The organism is Bacillus sp. F9_6S_D1_P_5 (assembly GCF_054823925.1).
In genome coordinates this window covers 216455-231893 of record NZ_JBTREW010000004.1, presented here as the reverse complement: position 1 = coordinate 231893, position 15439 = coordinate 216455, and the positions used below count along the sequence as shown (strand labels likewise).

The window sequence follows — 15439 nt, the reverse complement described above, 5'->3', positions numbered from 1 at the left end:
TGTATTGCTCACCACCTTGAGGGTTTGTGAATCTATTAATATCGTACTTTATAATATATGCGATGTGAATCGAAATTTGTCATTAAAAATTTGTCTAAAAATCAACAAATATACTGAAAATTTTAAATAATGTTATTATAATAGATAATAGAATACATAGGAGGGGGATGTAAAGTATGAAAGTAGAAACGCTTCCTGTCATTAAAGGAGAAAATAATTTGCCGAATTATGATGAGGCATACGCGAATTTTAACTGGGAAGAGGTTAATAAAAACTTTACTTGGAATGAGACAGGCCGAGTGAATATGGCGTATGAGGCAATTGATAAGCATGCGAAATCCGATCGAAAGAATAAAGTAGCTCTTTATTATCAAGATGGATCTCGAAAAGAGAAGTATACATTTAAGGAAATGAAGGATTTTTCTAATAAAGCAGGAAACGTCCTGAAAAATTATGGCGATGTAGAAAAAGGCGATCGCGTTTTTATTTTTATGCCACGTTCCCCAGAGTTATATTTCGCACTTTTAGGTGCAGTGAAATTAGGGGCAATCGTTGGTCCGCTATTTGAAGCATTTATGGAAGGCGCAGTTCGCGATCGTTTAGAAGATAGCGAAGCGAAGGTGTTAATTACAACGCCTGAATTGTTAGAGCGTGTACCATTAAATGATTTACCAGCTTTAAAGACAGTCTTCCTTGTTGGAGATAATGTAGAAGAAGGCGGTAAAACGGTAGCGTTCAATCCTTTATTTGAACAAGCTTCAAAAGAATTACATATTGAATGGCTAGGCCGTGAAGACGGTTTGATTCTACATTATACGTCTGGTTCTACTGGTAAACCAAAAGGTGTTCTACATGCGCAGAACGCAATGGTTCAGCACCATCAAACGGCGAAATGGGTATTAGATTTAAAAGAAGACGATGTATATTGGTGCACAGCTGACCCAGGCTGGGTAACTGGAACAGCTTACGGTATTTTCGCACCGTGGTTAGTTGGGGCGTCCAATGTTGTTTTAGGTGGCCGCTTTAGTCCAGAAGCGTGGTATGAAGCACTGCAAGATTACGGTGTAACAGTTTGGTACAGCGCGCCAACAGCGTTCCGTATGTTAATGGGTGCTGGACAAGACGCGATTAAAAAATATGATTTATCACAAGTACGCCACGTATTAAGTGTTGGTGAACCGTTAAATCCAGAAGTAATTCGCTGGGGTATGAACGCATTTGGACTTCGTATTCATGATACGTGGTGGATGACAGAAACAGGTGGACAAGTTATTTGTAACTATCCTTGTATGGAAATTCGTCCAGGTTCAATGGGTAAACCAATTCCAGGTGTGAAAGCAGCGATTGTTGATAATGAAGGAAATGAAGTTCCTCCATACACAATGGGTAATTTAGCAATTGGTAAAGGTTGGCCAGCGATGATGCGTGGCATCTGGAATAACAAGCAAAAGTATGAGTCTTATTTCATGCCAGGAGATTGGTACGTATCAGGTGACTCTGCTTATATGGATGAAGATGGATACTTCTGGTTCCAAGGACGCATTGATGATGTAATTATGACGTCAGGCGAGCGCGTTGGTCCGTTTGAAGTAGAAAGTAAATTAATCGAGCATGCTGCTGTTGCAGAAGCTGGTGTAATTGGTATTCCTGATCCAGTGCGCGGAGAAATCATTAAAGCATTTATCGCGCTTCGAGCAGGATACGAACCATCTGAAGAATTAAAAGAAGAAATTCGTCAATTTGTAAAGAAAGGCTTAGCAGCTCATGCAGCGCCAAGACAAATTGAATTTAGAGATAAATTACCGAAAACGAGAAGTGGTAAAATTATGCGCCGCGTATTAAAAGCATGGGAATTAAACTTACCAACAGGTGACTTATCAACGATGGAAGATTAAGAGAGGAAGGTCTGAACAAGTAATATGTTCAGACCTTTCTTTTTGTAAATAGTAAAGGAGTTAACGTAGATGAAGATACCAAACTTAGAAGGAGACATAGTATACTTACGCTCTGTAGAACCGGAAAAGGATTACACTGAGTGGTATGAGGTAATGAAAGATCCTGATATGCATCGTTGGACAGCGAATACGATCCCAAAAGATAGTAATGAAATTAAAGAGCTGTTACATACTTATAAAAATTTGAAAGATATTATAGCTTGGTCAATTATAATGAAACACTCAAAGGAAATGGTAGGGACATATTGGATCTCTATGCCAACGGTGAATGAAAACGAAAAGTTAATTGTGAGTGCAGAGGCTCAACGGATTGCACGTAAGTTTTGGCGTCCAGGTGTCAATCGAGAAGCAAGAAATTTAATATATAATTATGTATTTTTAATTTTAGAAGTGGATGAAGTTCATGCGCAGGCTTGGGATAAGAATATAAATTCATGCAGGTCTATGGAGAAAATCGGATTTAAATTAGAGAAACAAGTGAAACGCTCATTCCCTAAATACGATAAAATATTTTTGGAAAACCATTATGTACTATTTAAAAAGGATTGGCTTGCATAAAAGATTATAGTTAAAAAAATTAAATAATATTTGAACGAATTGCCTTCCTCGTCTGTATACATTTATGAAAGAATAGATGAGGGAGGCTTTTTTATGTCTAATAAATTACTTCTTACTTTTGCTTTAATCGGAATTATAGTCGTATTTTCTTGTGGTTTGCTATTACCAATGCCAATCGGATTTAAAGTGTCAATGCTTACAGCTGGGGTCATGATGATTGTTATGTTCTCCATCATTATTCCATTTGATAGAAAACATATAGTACGGAAAAAAGGATATAAAATTGATTTTACAAAAACAAAAGTGTATTTTCGTTGGAATGTATTTGATACGATTTCGGCTTGTCTTGCAGTGTATGCATGCATATGTGTGCAGGCATTAAATATTTTAGTTTCAACCGGCCATACAATACAAAATCCGTATGTTCAATTTTTTACGAATCAATCGCAAGTATGGATTATTGTCGCAAGTATATATTTAATTTCCCGTATTTCATTAACGTTAAAAGGAATAAAGGAGATCAAAAATCATGGCGCAGATTGGGATTGAGGAGGAACTCATGCTTGCGTATCAAAGTGGAGATAAGCAGGCTGGGGAAAAACTATATGTTTTAATCAAACCAGCGCTATACACATTTTTATATCGATTTAACCGAGATGAACAATTAAGTATCGACCTTGTGCAAGATACGTTTTTGACGCTAGAGCGTAAGAAACATATGTATGAACTTGAAAAAGGCAAAATAAAAACGTATTTATTTCAAGTTGGTTATCGTCTTATGATTAATAAATTAAATAGAAGAAAAAAGTGGCGTACGCTTTTGCCATTTTTAGTGCCGATTCAGGAAAAAGAATTTTCTCACGAAGATCGGCTCACAGTAAGAGAAGCGATTTTGAAAGTTCCGGAAGAGCAACGAGCTATCCTTATTCTTTCTTATTATCATGATATGCAGCAAAAAGAGATTGCGGAGATATTAAATATTCCGATTGGAACAGTGAAATCGAGACTTCATAACGGGATCAAGAAATTGAAACAATTGCTGGAGGTGGATGACATTGAGCGAAAATCCCTTTAAGAATGAATATAAATTACAGCAGCACTTAGATAGTGATCATGTAGAAATACCAGATTTTCCAAAAACGGTAAGTCGCTTTGACCGATTAATTGGCTTTCTCGGTTCTCCAGCGAAAGATCCTGTGGAGGCGACGATTGGGAATGATTTATCGGTTGTGTTTCACGTATCGTTATTAGTTGGGGTTCCAATCCTTTCTCTTATTACGATACTCTTTATGGCGTTGTAAAGGATTGGAAAGGAGGGAAACCTGACCTCTATTTGACACGCATATATAAATGATGGTATAAAGAAAAGTATATGAATAATTGAGCGTGGAAAGGGAGAAGTAGTGATCATTTCCCTGTTTTAGAGAGCTGATGGCCGGTGAAAATCAGCACATAGATGATCGCGAATTACGCCCCTAGAGCATCTTTTTTCGATTGAATGGTATTCAAAAGGGAAAAGACGGTGCTAAGCCGTTATGTAAATAAGGTGGCAGGCTTTTTTGGCCTGCAACTAGGGTGGTAACGCGATAATCAAAATCGTCCCTTATTTGAAGGGGCGATTTTTTTATGTTTTCAACCTTCACGCCAGTAATGAACTTAAAGGAGAGTATGTAGGATATGGGTATTTTACAAGATCTTGAATTTCGCGGTCTAATTAATCAGCAAACAGATGCTGAGGGACTTGAGCAATTATTAGAAAAAGAAAGCGTTAAATTATACTGTGGTTTCGATCCGACAGCGGATAGCTTACACATCGGTCATATGTTACCAGTATTAATGTTACGTCGTTTCCAATTAGCTGGTCACCAACCAATCGCCCTTGTTGGCGGTGGTACTGGTATGATCGGTGACCCAAGTGGTAAAAAAGCAGAGCGTACATTAAATACGAAAGATACAGTTGCTTACTACACAGAAAGCATTAAAAACCAACTTTCAAACTTCTTAGAGTTCGAAAACGTGGACAACCCAGCAACAATGGCTAATAACTATGATTGGCTTGGTAACTTAGATGTAATTTCATTCTTACGCGATATCGGTAAAAACTTCGGTTTAAACTATATGTTAGCAAAAGATACAGTAGCATCTCGTTTAGATACTGGTATTTCATTCACTGAGTTTAGTTATATGATTTTACAATCATACGACTTCTTAAACTTATACCAAAACCATAATTGCCGCTTGCAAATCGGTGGTAGTGACCAATGGGGTAACATTACAGCTGGTCTTGAATTAATCCGTAAATCAGAAGAAGATGCGAAAGCATTCGGTTTAACAATTCCACTAGTTACTAAATCAGACGGTACGAAGTTTGGTAAAACAGAAGGCGGCGCAATTTGGTTAGACCCAGAGAAAACAACTCCTTACGAGTTCTACCAATTTTGGATCAACACAGATGACCGCGACGTTGTTAAATACTTAAAATACTTCACATTCTTATCTCATGAAGAAATTCTTGAGCTTGAGAAGCAAGTAGCTGAAGCACCAGAAAAACGCGCAGCACAAAAAGCATTAGGTTCTGAAATGACAAAACTTGTTCACGGCGAAGAAGCATTAGAGCAAGCGATTAAAATTTCAGCTGCATTATTCAGCGGTTCTGTAGCAGAACTGACTGCAAGCGAAATCGAGCAAGGATTCAAGGACGTACCATCTGTAGAACGTACTGCAGAAGATACAGTATTAATCGACTTACTAGTAGAAAGCAAAATCTCTCCATCAAAACGCCAAGCACGTGAAGATGTAACGAACGGCGCAATCTACGTAAACGGTGAGCGTACACAAGCATTAGACTACGTTGTAACAGAAAACGATCGCATCGAAGGTAAATTCACAATCATTCGCCGCGGTAAAAAGAAATACTTCTTAATTCGCTACTAATCAGAAACGAATATAAAACAAATAGTACTCCGAATTGTAGGATGAAAAGTCTATGATTCGGGGTTTTTTATGTATGAATTTAGATTGCCTTACGAGTTCTTGTAAATAGAATATGAAGAATTAATACGATCATATAAAGTAAGCTAATGAGCATAACAATAAATGCAGTTGGATAAAATTTTGCCGCATATATAAAGAAATCGATTTGATAAATATCTTGGTAATTTGAAACGCTGCCTTTAAAGTAATTCGTAAACTTAGCACTATATTTCCATTCATCAGGATCATCTATTAAATTACTCCCCTGATACCAACTCATAAGTGCTGAAGTAATAAACAACATAAATGAACTTCCGAGTTGAACCATTTGGTTTATTGTCAAAAAGAATCCACCTCCTATTTTATGGTTATTATAGCGTGCATTCATATTTCTGTAACCTTTTTGTTGTAATCTCCTTTTCGAGTTCATACGGAAATCACATGTAAGCGGTATGATAAATGTATAACAACTAGAAAGGAGTGGTAAAACAAAATGTCACTAGAAGCGCTCATTATTTTTTCTTTGCTAAACGCGGGTCAGCTTGCAGAGAATTCGAAGGTGGATGTACATAAAGAGCAGAAAGATGCTTATGTATATGTTCAGAAAGAGGAAAATAAATAATTTTATTTTATATATAAAAATGAAGACTGTTTGAAGTAACTGTTTAGTTGCTTTAAACAGTCTTTTTTAGCTAGAAAAATAAATCTGTCATAGATCAAAGAGAAAATGTTGTTATTATATGCGTAGTTTTAACTGTAATTATTAGATGTAAATTTAAAAATTCTCTTTTAAAAATAAAAAGAAGGTGTTTAATTATTTTCCGTAAATAGAAAAGGGCAGCAAAAATTTATTTATGGAAAGGGAGTAATTACATGAGAAATTTATTAGTAGGATTTAACATGATTATGTGGACAGGAGCATTTGTTATTGGAGTGGTACTAGTTTTGTGGTGGTATGGACGTTGTCAGAAAGCAGGTGTTAAATTTCGAGAATATATGGATGTCATGGGAAGCATGTTGACTTGTTGTGGTGGAATACTTACTGTAATCATTTCAGTAGTGGAAAACAAAACTGTTGTGTTGATTTATGTCGGTTTGATTGGAATTGTTGTGGGTGGAATTAATGTGGTTAAGAAAGTAATGGATCTGTACGATAGAGTATCAACCGTAAAAACGGAACAGGAAGAGAAAAGAGGAGGAATCGGGGGAACAAGAAAGACAAGAAGAGTGTAAATGTGAATCGGAAAATACCTATAGTGGTATTTAGATGTTAAGCTACTATAATAGTAGTGATTTTTGAGAGAAAAGGAAAATGTATGGATTCTAATAGAGAAAAAGAAATGTGAAAGAAGTATATAGGCATATATACTTCTTTTGGTGATGATAACCGTAGAAATTTAAAGTTGAAAAAGAACGTATGTTCTTATATAATGGAATTAAAATTAAAACTTGTAAAATAATATGAAGATTTTTTAGTTACAATCAGAATTGAAGATGGATATATAACTGAGTTAAAAAAGAACAGTTATGAATGCTTTATTCCAGATTCATTTTTAAAAAATCTATCTAGTGTTGAAACTCTACCTCCAAGATTAAATCGATATAAGAATTTAGGATTTGTTCGATTTAGAAATGAAATTAAAGACTCGTTAAAGCATGGAAAAATAGTAACAAATAATAATGATGTGTTATGGAAAGATTACAATATCACGTTGAAGATTGATCAAAATATAACCCTTGCAGATGTAGTTAATTAAAATATATAATATGAATAGACACTAGCAATGCTTTAGCCGTACCCCATTAGAGGTACGGCTTTTTTGTTTTAGTTATTCGTGTTACATAATAAAAGCCACAGCTCGTAAGAGTGTGACTTAAATGTTTTTATTCTGCTAAATTGTCCCCTTCTTCATGGGGCTTATGTATATATTGGAAACCGTATCCAGCTTTCATAACTATTTCCTCAGTCTTTTCAAAAAACTCTTCACCGTACTCAGTACAACGATATTTTCCGTGTATGCTAATAACAAATTGTCGTCCCTTAGCATCAGGATACATTTCATATATCGCTCCACTTTCAATAACTCCTAAGTAAGCATAAATCTTCTCTATCAATAAAGATACGTGTTCTTCTTCGTCTGACCAATCCTCTTCATCAGCAATAATAAGATGAACATATCCTGTTTCTTTTTCAACGGCTAATAAGTCTATTTGTTCTAATTCTCTTAAAGACATATATACCAACTCCTTCTCTATTGTTTACGTACTATTTCTATTTTAGTAGGTGGTATTTCCGTACCTCCAGTTAATGGCGGTTTGCCTTTTCCTTTCACAACGGCCCCAAATTCTTCAATTTCAGGAAAAGCGGCTTTTTGATTTTTGGTTAAAGGGGCGGTCAATGAAGCTTTTGCTTCGTATAAATCAATTTTCCCTTTCACTTTATCAATTGCCGCCAAATCAACTCTAGTTTTTATACCACTAGGCGTTTCTAAAGTTAGTTGCTTCACCACTGTTTCATAGTTCCCCGCGCTTTCTAAGTTTGATTTCAATTCTGTTTCAAACTTGTCTCCTGACGTTCTATTAATAGCGGCTTGTTTCTGTCTTTTAGCTTTCAATAGTGCCTCAGCTTCTTGCATTTCTTTTTTAGCTGTTTCAGCTTTATCTAAGGCTTTTGCAACTTTAGGTATTTTCCCTAACTTCCCTACTTGAAGCATACTTCCTACAACCATGACACCAGCAATTGATCTATCAAACCAGCCTACTTTTTCACCCGTGGAAGGGTCAATACCGTCAACTGCACGGGTAGCATCGTACGCTCCTGAAAGTTCCCCTACTATGTCCATTCTCATTTTAGCATTAATGCGGTCTTCCATTGCTTTTTGTTCTTCTTCATCAGCTTTACGGAATTTTTTAGCCACTTTTTCAAGTTCATCAGCAATTTTATCAAATTCCATTAAGATGGTGAATATTTTTGGTTTAGCTTCGTTAAAATTTTGGTAGAAATGCTCACTAGTTGCTCCACTCCACATTGAAGCTATATATTCAGTTTGAGTGTATAAATCTTGATGTAATTGATCTAAGTAGTTTCGTGAATTTCTCACAGTTTTTGCCACCTGTTCTAATTCTTCAGGTGTCACCTTTATTTGCGCCATGTCATTCCTTCTTTTTCCGATATTTCACAAGAAAATTATACCATATTGATATTTTTCTGCTAAAGGGATTTTCGGATGGTTAATTACATATAAACTCAATATCAAAGTAAAACTTGTTTATTAAATTGTTTAAGTAACTTATTATTTTGTAAAGGTATTAACATACCTCAAAAGCGAACTTATCTATACTCCAACTGAAAGGGCGATTAAATGATAATTAGAGAAGGTATTGAAGTCACTAAAATAACTTTAGATGGTTATGAATTACCGATTCCAGAAGGATATTCTGAGTTCTTACTTCGTGCTGGATGCTGGTGAGTTGGTGAAAAAGTAGAAAAAATCAATCCTGAGGAAATTCTAGCAGATTATGATAGAAAGGTTTTTCTGGAAGATGGTAAGTTGTATACAATACTCACTTACAAAGGGGATAAAAAGAAAAGAGATAGAAATCCATGAATGAAAGGGATGATCTTATGGAAAGGAAAGAACGTACTATATACGATAACTCACCAAGTAAAAAGTGAACGCATAGGGGGAATATTTGTTCACTTTTATTTCATTCTTTACGTTAAATATAATTCATAATCCCCATCAATACTGCTTGGATCTCCGAATGTTTCCTCGTATAGATTACCCGCTTTTGTAAACCTATTTTTTAATGCAAAGTGGTAACCTTCTTCGGTTATAACTTCTTGTAATACTAAACGCTTGAAGCCCTTTTCTTTTGCGAATGTTTTAAACCATTCAAGAATAATGCTTCCTTTTCCTTGATTACTTGGTGTAATGCTTATAGCGACAATTGCTAAATATGGTTTTGGGAAATACTCACTTCTAAGGTTAATTGTGACCATAGATTTTTTGGATGAAATATGTAAAGTATATTTAGAAAAACCTTCAAACAATTCTATTTCGTCTTGTACTAGTTCTTCTAATAACAATTTTAAGGTTTGAAAGTCATGTATATGAAGAGGAATTTTGATGAAGTTTTCTTTCAAAATAAGTAGCTCCTTTTAGCATCTGCTTTTTTTGTACTTACCCATTTCTATACACACGCCAGCTTTTTTTGTGGCCCCAAACTGGCCCCAATTACATTCTTTTTTATGCCTTATCTTGCATTGTTAAATAAAATAAAAAAAGCCCAGGCCCCTTGATAAACAAGGTTCCTAAGACTTTTAATACGACTCTTTGCAGAGTACCGAGATTAACGAGAGTAGAACTCTACGATTAATGCTTCGTTGATTTCAGCTGCTAACTCAGAACGCTCAGCGTGACGAGTGTAAGTAGCTTCTAATTTATCAGCATCGAAAGTTAAGTATTCTGGTACGAAGTTGTTAACTTCGATCGCTTCTTTAACAACAACAAGGTTGTTAGATTTTTCGCGAACGCTGATTGTTTGACCAGGTTTTACACGGTAAGATGGGATATCTACGCGAGCTCCATCAACCATGATGTGACCGTGGTTTACTAATTGGCGAGCTGCGCGACGAGTGCGAGCTAAGCCCATACGGTAAACTAAGTTGTCAAGACGAGCTTCAAGAAGGATCATGAAGTTTTCGCCGTGCTTACCAGGCATTTTACCTGCTTGGTCAAATGTGCGACGGAATTGACGCTCAGTCATGCCGTACATGTGACGAAGTTTTTGTTTCTCTTGTAATTGTAAACCGTATTCTGAAAGTTTCTTACGTTGGTTAGGACCGTGGGGACCTGGTGCGTAAGGGCGTTTTTCTAATTCTTTTCCTGTGCCGCTTAGAGAGATTCCAAGACGACGAGACAGTTTCCAAGCTGGACCTGTATAACGAGCCATAGTTGACTCCTCCTTTAAAAATGTTTTTATTTACGTAAAATAAAAACAGACGTAATCGATATTTACGGGCATTTTGTTTTCATGTACCTTCGCTCCAGCAGCAGGGAGTTACGAGATACACCTCCGTAGAGGAACAAAATACAAACGATAAACTCACATTACAAGGCTGCCTTTTTATTTTACACAAACGCTATTATATCTTTTACCCAGAGTTTCGTCAAGCGAGTACGTTTTTGTTTTATGCATATAAATTTTGGAAATGAACAAGAAGGAATTTAAAACGATATAAAAGAAGTGATAGAAACACAAATAAAGCGTTTACATAAAATGTAGTAAAAATGTTCATTAATTTTTTGTTGATGAATATGCGGCAATAAAAACATAAAAGGGGATGTTTTTATGAAAAAGAAGCATATGGAGACAGCGTTAATTCATCACGGTTATACATCTGAGGAACATAAAGGAAGTTTAACACCACCTTTATTTCAAACGTCTACATTTACATTTGAGACTGCGCAGCAAGGGGAGGCGAGTTTTGCGGGAGTGGATCCGTCTTATATTTACTCAAGACTTGGAAATCCAACCGTAAAATTATTTGAAGAACGTATGGCGGTGTTAGAAGGAGGAGAAGAAGCTCTTGCTTTCGGATCCGGTATGGCAGCTATTTCCGCCACGTTAATTGGTTTTCTAAAAGCTGGAGATCATATTATTTGTTCAAATGGATTATATGGGTGCACGTACGGTTTTTTAGAAGTGTTAGAAGAGAAGTTCATGATTACGCATTCGTTTTGTGATATGGAGACAGAGGATGATGTCGAAAATAAAATCCGTCCAAATACAAAGGTTATTTTCGTTGAAACACCGATTAATCCAACGATGAAATTAATCGATTTAAAACAAGTGATTCGGGTTGCGAAGCGAAATGGCTTACTTGTCGTTGTTGATAATACGTTTTGTTCACCTTATTTACAAAGACCACTTGAGCTTGGGTGTGACGCAGTTGTGCATAGTGCGACAAAATATATTGGCGGTCATGGCGATGTGGTGGCGGGTGTAACGATTTGTAAAACGAAAGCGTTAGCTGAGAAAATTCGCCCGATGCGAAAAGATATCGGCGGTATTATGGCGCCGTTTGATGCGTGGTTATTGTTACGCGGATTAAAGACGTTGGCGGTAAGAATGGACCGTCATTGTGATAATGCAGAAAAAATTGTATCGTTCCTGAAAAATCATGATGCGGTAGAAGGTGTTTGGTATCCAGAAGGAGAGTTAGCATCTCTCCAAATGAAACGGGGCGGCGGCGTAATTTCTTTCTCAATTAAAGGCGGGAAAGAAGAGACACAAGCGTTTATCAATGACCTTCACTTTATTACAATTGCCGTAAGTTTAGGAGATACAGAAACATTAATTCAGCATCCGGCAACGATGACGCATGCTGCGATTCCAGCTGAGTTAAGACAAGAGATGGGTATTTACGATAATTTAATACGTTTATCTGTCGGTTTAGAATCATGGGAGGATATCGTTTCTGATTTAGAGCAGGCACTAAAGAAAATATCTACTGTTAGTAATCAATAAGAAAGAGTGAGCTATCGGTTTCGTACGTGATGTACGCAATCGATAACTCGCTCTTTTCTTTTTAAATATGTTTTAGGAGTGTTTCCACAAACTTTTCTAAATAGCGCTGATCTACTTCATCAAAACGATTTTTTTCAGGGCTATCAATATCAAGTACACCAATGACAGTTTCTTCTTTCACGATCGGTACAACGATTTCTGAATTCGAAGCACTATCGCAAGCGATATGTCCTGGGAATTGGTGAACGTCTGCTACAAGCTGCGTTGTTTTCGTTTCAGCTGCAACGCCACAAACGCCTCGTCCAAATGGAATGCGCACGCAAGCAGGCATTCCTTGGAATGGTCCAAGAACAAGCTGATTTCCTTCTGTTACGTAAAAGCCAACCCAATTCACACGATCTAAAAATTGGTTTAATAATGCGGACGCATTTGATAAGTTTGCGACTACGTTTGGTTCGCCAGTTAATAATGCATCCAGTTGTTTAATTACTGTCTCATATTGCTCTTCACGAGAACCTGCATAACTTTCTTTTGTAAACATGGAAACAGCTCCTTTTTTATCGAGATGTGTAAAATATTAGCAAAATACGATGTATTTCACATGACTTTGTCGATAGAAAATTAAAGGAATTTGTCTTAAAAGTCAAGAAATTTAAACTATAGCTGTTCAGTGAGAGGAAGTGAGCGCATGAAACAGACGAAACAAAAAGTAATTGATGCGGCAATATCGTTGTTTAACACGAAAGGTTATGATGGAACGTCGGTGCGAGACATTGCAAAGCGAGCGGATGTGAATGTAGCGAATATTTCATATTATTTTGCTGGAAAGCAAGGCCTATTAGAGCAGCTTATTACTGATTTTTTAGAAGGTTATATTCATGTGATTGAAACGTCCTTTGAACAGAGAGAATATTTGCCGGCTAAAGATGTGATGGTGCAAATGGTACACGAGATTTTACGATATCAATTTGAAAATAGGGAACTGACACGTTTCTTCTACCGAGAGCTTTCACTAGATACGACATTAATTCGCGAAGTGATGACTATTTATTTTTCTAAAGAAAGATATTATATAGAGCAAATCATAAAGCAAGGACAAATGAAACGAGAGTTTAAAAAGGTATCTTTTACAATGTTTATGACGCAATTAAAAGGCATGATAAATATGCCGTTTTTATATCCGCAATATATATCAGAAGTGCTGCACTCTTTTCCGTCTGAGACATTTTTCATAGAAATGTACACGAAGGAAATTGAACAATGGATGGAACAAACATTATGTATAACGAATATGTATCAAGAATGGCCAAGAGCTGTTCATATGTGAAAAATCCCCACCTAACGAACTGAGGTGGGGATTTTTGTGCTTTCTTTCCTTTGCCATACATTGTTGCATAATAGCGCGATAATTGTTAATGAGGCTCCGGCAATTTCAACTTTATCGACTGTATAGCCTCGAAAGATGGAACCGATAAGTGCAAGTACAGGAACTAAATTCATAAATAATATGCCGTTAATAGATGAAATATAGCGATTTCCTGTGTTCCAGCAAAATACAGCGATAACACCTGCAATAATCGACATATAAAGGAGTTCAAAACGAACGTTCATAATTGTACGAAGTGACGGCACAGTAACGATGTTTGTATAAGTGAAGAAAGTGACAATAACGATGAGTGAGATTGAGCCGAATAAACAAGTTAACGTCGTATATCGAAGTGGTGACCAAGATTGAAAACGAGCACCGCCGTTCGTGTAAATCACCCAGCAAGTAACGCCGCATAGCATAAGTATATTTGTTGAGAGGTGACTTGCAGCTCCAAATAATAAGTGAGTATTTCCCTTTGAAATGACAAGCATAACACCGAGCAATGCAACGAACATACAAAGGAATGTGTAGTTTTGTGGGCATTTGTTTTTCGATATCCACTGCAATAATAAAGCGATGAGTGGCATAAGAGATTGAATCATCGCGGCATGGATGGCTCCAGCAGGTCCGGCAAGTTGTTGACCGTAAAAAATGAGAAAACCGTATCCAGCGAAACCGACAGTGCCGTACAAGAATAAAGGAAGTGTTCTTTTCTCTAAGCGGAGTGAAGCTTTTCCTTCAGTAATGAATAGCAAAATAAGAAAAATAATAGCAGCTGATCCGTATCGGATAGTTGTGAAGAAGAACGGATCCATAAACTGCAGGGCATTTGCCATGACAGGAAACATAAACCCCCAAGCAGTGACGGCAAGTAGGCATAGGAGGGATCCAAGTAGCATTTGTTTTTTATCCAAGAGTATCTTTCCCCTTTACATTTCGTTATAGTAAGTTGATGAAATAAGTATAAAGAGTAATTGTTTATAGAAGGAAATATCGATTTTTTATGACAGTTATAACTTTTTGTTAGAGGTGTGTACGATGGATTTAGAGGCAGTACGATCGTTTATTGAAGTAAAGAATACGCGAAGCTTATCGAAGGCGAGTAAGCTTTTACATATTTCTCAACCGGCGCTTAGTAAGCAAATTCAAAGGTTAGAAGCAGATTTAGAGGTTATTTTACTGAAGCGTTCCGCGCAAGGAGTAGAGTTAACAAGTGCTGGAGAGTTATTCATAACAAGAATGTTACCGGTTTTGGAACACATATATGAAGTGAAAAACGAAATGAAGAATTTTCAAGAAAAGCGGAAGATTTCTATAGGCATATTGCCAAGTTTAGCAGCGCATTATATATCAAAATGTAAAGATGTATTAGGTGACGGGTTCGAAGTAGAATGGAAAATTGAGCATACGAAAGTATTAATGGGACTCTTTAAAGAACGAAAGATTGAAGCGATGTTCATCGATTCGGTAGTAGAAGACGCTGCGTGTATAAAAGAAATACGAGAAGAAAAAATTGTTTGTGTCGTTTCAAATGATCATCTTTATAAAGAGAAAATAGTAATTCGAATGGAAGATTTGCAATATGAAAAGTTAATCGTATATCCAGAAATCTGTGATGTAAGAAAAATGATTACGAATATGTTTCATGGGATGGGTGCGAAACCGATCATTGCATTTGAAACTTCTTATGCAGAACCGATGCTTGCGATGGTCGGTGCTGGACTTGGTATTACGTTACTTCCAGAAATGTCAGTAGAGCAAGCGGTAAGGCAAGGGAATGTGCATGCGATTTCTATTGAGCCACCACTTTTGCGCAAAATTTATTTCGCATCTCATATGGAAGAGTACCTATTATTACAATCATTTGACGATGAGAGGTAATCCAAACGGAATATTGAGAAAGATTACAATTGCATTGAAAGAAACATGAAATTTTAAAAAAAACTAGGTCAAAAACAAGCCATTACATGGTATGATTAGTACATTGTTAGTTGTTAAATATAGGGGAATTCCCTTTTTATACATAATGCCTTCCATTTCATAAACGGAA

Annotated in this window: 18 protein-coding genes, 1 pseudogene and 1 other annotated feature; of the genes and pseudogenes, 12 read left to right on the top strand and 7 right to left on the bottom strand. The window is 36.5% G+C overall.

Translation table 11 applies throughout. The features are described from left to right. The first annotated feature begins 176 nt into the window (after positions 1-176). The 6 genes from acsA to tyrS all read left to right on the top strand — a co-directional run bounded on the left by acsA (position 177) and on the right by tyrS (position 5447). Positions 177-1895, top strand: a complete 1719-nt coding sequence (acsA, locus tag ACUXEY_RS07650; RefSeq protein WP_461300406.1) for an acetate--CoA ligase — start codon at positions 177-179, stop codon at positions 1893-1895. A gap of 69 nt (positions 1896-1964) precedes the next feature. Beyond that, positions 1965-2513, top strand: coding sequence for a GNAT family N-acetyltransferase (locus tag ACUXEY_RS07645; protein WP_461300405.1), 549 nt, complete (start codon positions 1965-1967; stop codon positions 2511-2513). 93 nt (positions 2514-2606) lie between these two features. Further along, positions 2607-3062: a hypothetical protein gene (locus ACUXEY_RS07640; protein WP_461300404.1), complete on the top strand. Its 456-nt coding sequence runs from the start codon at positions 2607-2609 to the stop codon at positions 3060-3062. Continuing rightward, a complete protein-coding gene (locus ACUXEY_RS07635) occupies positions 3043-3588 on the top strand; it encodes an RNA polymerase sigma factor (protein ID WP_461300403.1) in 546 nt (181 codons plus the stop codon). The genes ACUXEY_RS07640 and ACUXEY_RS07635 overlap by 20 nt, the downstream gene beginning before the upstream one ends. Further along, complete coding sequence (locus ACUXEY_RS07630; protein ID WP_060632552.1) at positions 3569-3814, top strand: hypothetical protein; 246 nt, start codon at positions 3569-3571, stop codon at positions 3812-3814. Before ACUXEY_RS07635 ends, ACUXEY_RS07630 begins: the two co-directional genes overlap by 20 nt. Before the next feature lie 77 nt (positions 3815-3891). Next, positions 3892-4120, top strand: a binding site (T-box leader). A gap of 70 nt (positions 4121-4190) precedes the next feature. Further along, entirely contained in the window at positions 4191-5447 is a 1257-nt protein-coding gene (tyrS, locus tag ACUXEY_RS07625; protein WP_000512075.1) for a tyrosine--tRNA ligase, read from the top strand. A gap of 79 nt (positions 5448-5526) precedes the next feature. On the opposite strand, the gene ACUXEY_RS07620 is transcribed toward tyrS, so the two are convergent. Continuing rightward, entirely contained in the window at positions 5527-5829 is a 303-nt protein-coding gene (locus ACUXEY_RS07620) for a DUF4306 domain-containing protein (RefSeq protein WP_166703353.1), read from the bottom strand. A gap of 150 nt (positions 5830-5979) precedes the next feature. Between ACUXEY_RS07620 and ACUXEY_RS07615 the strand changes: the two genes are divergently transcribed. Together ACUXEY_RS07615 and ACUXEY_RS07610 are read left to right on the top strand one after the other, a co-directional pair. After that, complete coding sequence (locus tag ACUXEY_RS07615; RefSeq protein ID WP_000050944.1) at positions 5980-6108, top strand: hypothetical protein; 129 nt, start codon at positions 5980-5982, stop codon at positions 6106-6108. Between the two features lie 251 nt (positions 6109-6359). Further along, positions 6360-6719 (top strand): hypothetical protein, encoded by a 360-nt coding sequence (locus ACUXEY_RS07610; protein WP_166703352.1) that lies wholly within the window; start codon positions 6360-6362, stop codon positions 6717-6719. A 651-nt stretch (positions 6720-7370) separates the two neighbouring features. On the opposite strand, the gene ACUXEY_RS07605 is transcribed toward ACUXEY_RS07610, so the two are convergent. Then, positions 7371-7721, bottom strand: a complete 351-nt coding sequence (locus ACUXEY_RS07605; RefSeq protein WP_029440132.1) for a DUF6572 domain-containing protein — start codon at positions 7719-7721, stop codon at positions 7371-7373. Positions 7722-7738: 17 nt separating this feature from the next. Then, positions 7739-8638: a WXG100 family type VII secretion target gene (locus tag ACUXEY_RS07600; protein ID WP_461300402.1), complete on the bottom strand. Its 900-nt coding sequence runs from the start codon at positions 8636-8638 to the stop codon at positions 7739-7741. Positions 8639-8848: 210 nt separating this feature from the next. Here ACUXEY_RS07600 and ACUXEY_RS07595 point away from each other — a divergent pair. Next, a pseudogene (locus ACUXEY_RS07595) lies at positions 8849-9094 on the top strand (hypothetical protein). 107 nt (positions 9095-9201) lie between these two features. Here the strand turns inward: ACUXEY_RS07595 and ACUXEY_RS07590 are convergent. Continuing rightward, the gene (locus tag ACUXEY_RS07590; RefSeq protein WP_461300401.1) at positions 9202-9633 is read right to left on the bottom strand and encodes a GNAT family N-acetyltransferase; all 432 of its coding nucleotides are present in this window, start codon (positions 9631-9633) and stop codon (positions 9202-9204) included. 206 nt (positions 9634-9839) lie between these two features. Continuing rightward, complete coding sequence (gene rpsD / locus ACUXEY_RS07585; protein ID WP_001970982.1) at positions 9840-10442, bottom strand: 30S ribosomal protein S4; 603 nt, start codon at positions 10440-10442, stop codon at positions 9840-9842. A 399-nt stretch (positions 10443-10841) separates the two neighbouring features. Between rpsD and megL the strand changes: the two genes are divergently transcribed. Continuing rightward, entirely contained in the window at positions 10842-12020 is a 1179-nt protein-coding gene (gene megL, locus ACUXEY_RS07580) for a methionine gamma-lyase (RefSeq protein ID WP_166703027.1), read from the top strand. A gap of 61 nt (positions 12021-12081) precedes the next feature. On the opposite strand, the gene ACUXEY_RS07575 is transcribed toward megL, so the two are convergent. Continuing rightward, positions 12082-12561, bottom strand: coding sequence for a GAF domain-containing protein (locus ACUXEY_RS07575; RefSeq protein WP_087982424.1), 480 nt, complete (start codon positions 12559-12561; stop codon positions 12082-12084). 147 nt (positions 12562-12708) lie between these two features. Between ACUXEY_RS07575 and refZ the strand changes: the two genes are divergently transcribed. After that, on the top strand, positions 12709-13347 hold the full coding sequence (gene refZ / locus ACUXEY_RS07570; RefSeq protein WP_429600636.1) for a forespore capture DNA-binding protein RefZ: 639 nt from the start codon (positions 12709-12711) through the stop codon (positions 13345-13347). An 11-nt stretch (positions 13348-13358) separates the two neighbouring features. Here the strand turns inward: refZ and ACUXEY_RS07565 are convergent, their stop codons facing one another. Beyond that, positions 13359-14303, bottom strand: a complete 945-nt coding sequence (locus tag ACUXEY_RS07565; protein ID WP_461300400.1) for a DMT family transporter — start codon at positions 14301-14303, stop codon at positions 13359-13361. Positions 14304-14427: 124 nt separating this feature from the next. Here ACUXEY_RS07565 and ACUXEY_RS07560 point away from each other — a divergent pair, with 124 nt between their 5' ends. After that, positions 14428-15270 carry a LysR family transcriptional regulator gene (locus ACUXEY_RS07560; RefSeq protein ID WP_461300399.1) on the top strand — a complete coding sequence of 281 codons (843 nt, stop codon included), beginning with the start codon at positions 14428-14430 and terminating at the stop codon, positions 15268-15270. The last annotated feature ends 169 nt before the right edge of the window (positions 15271-15439 follow it).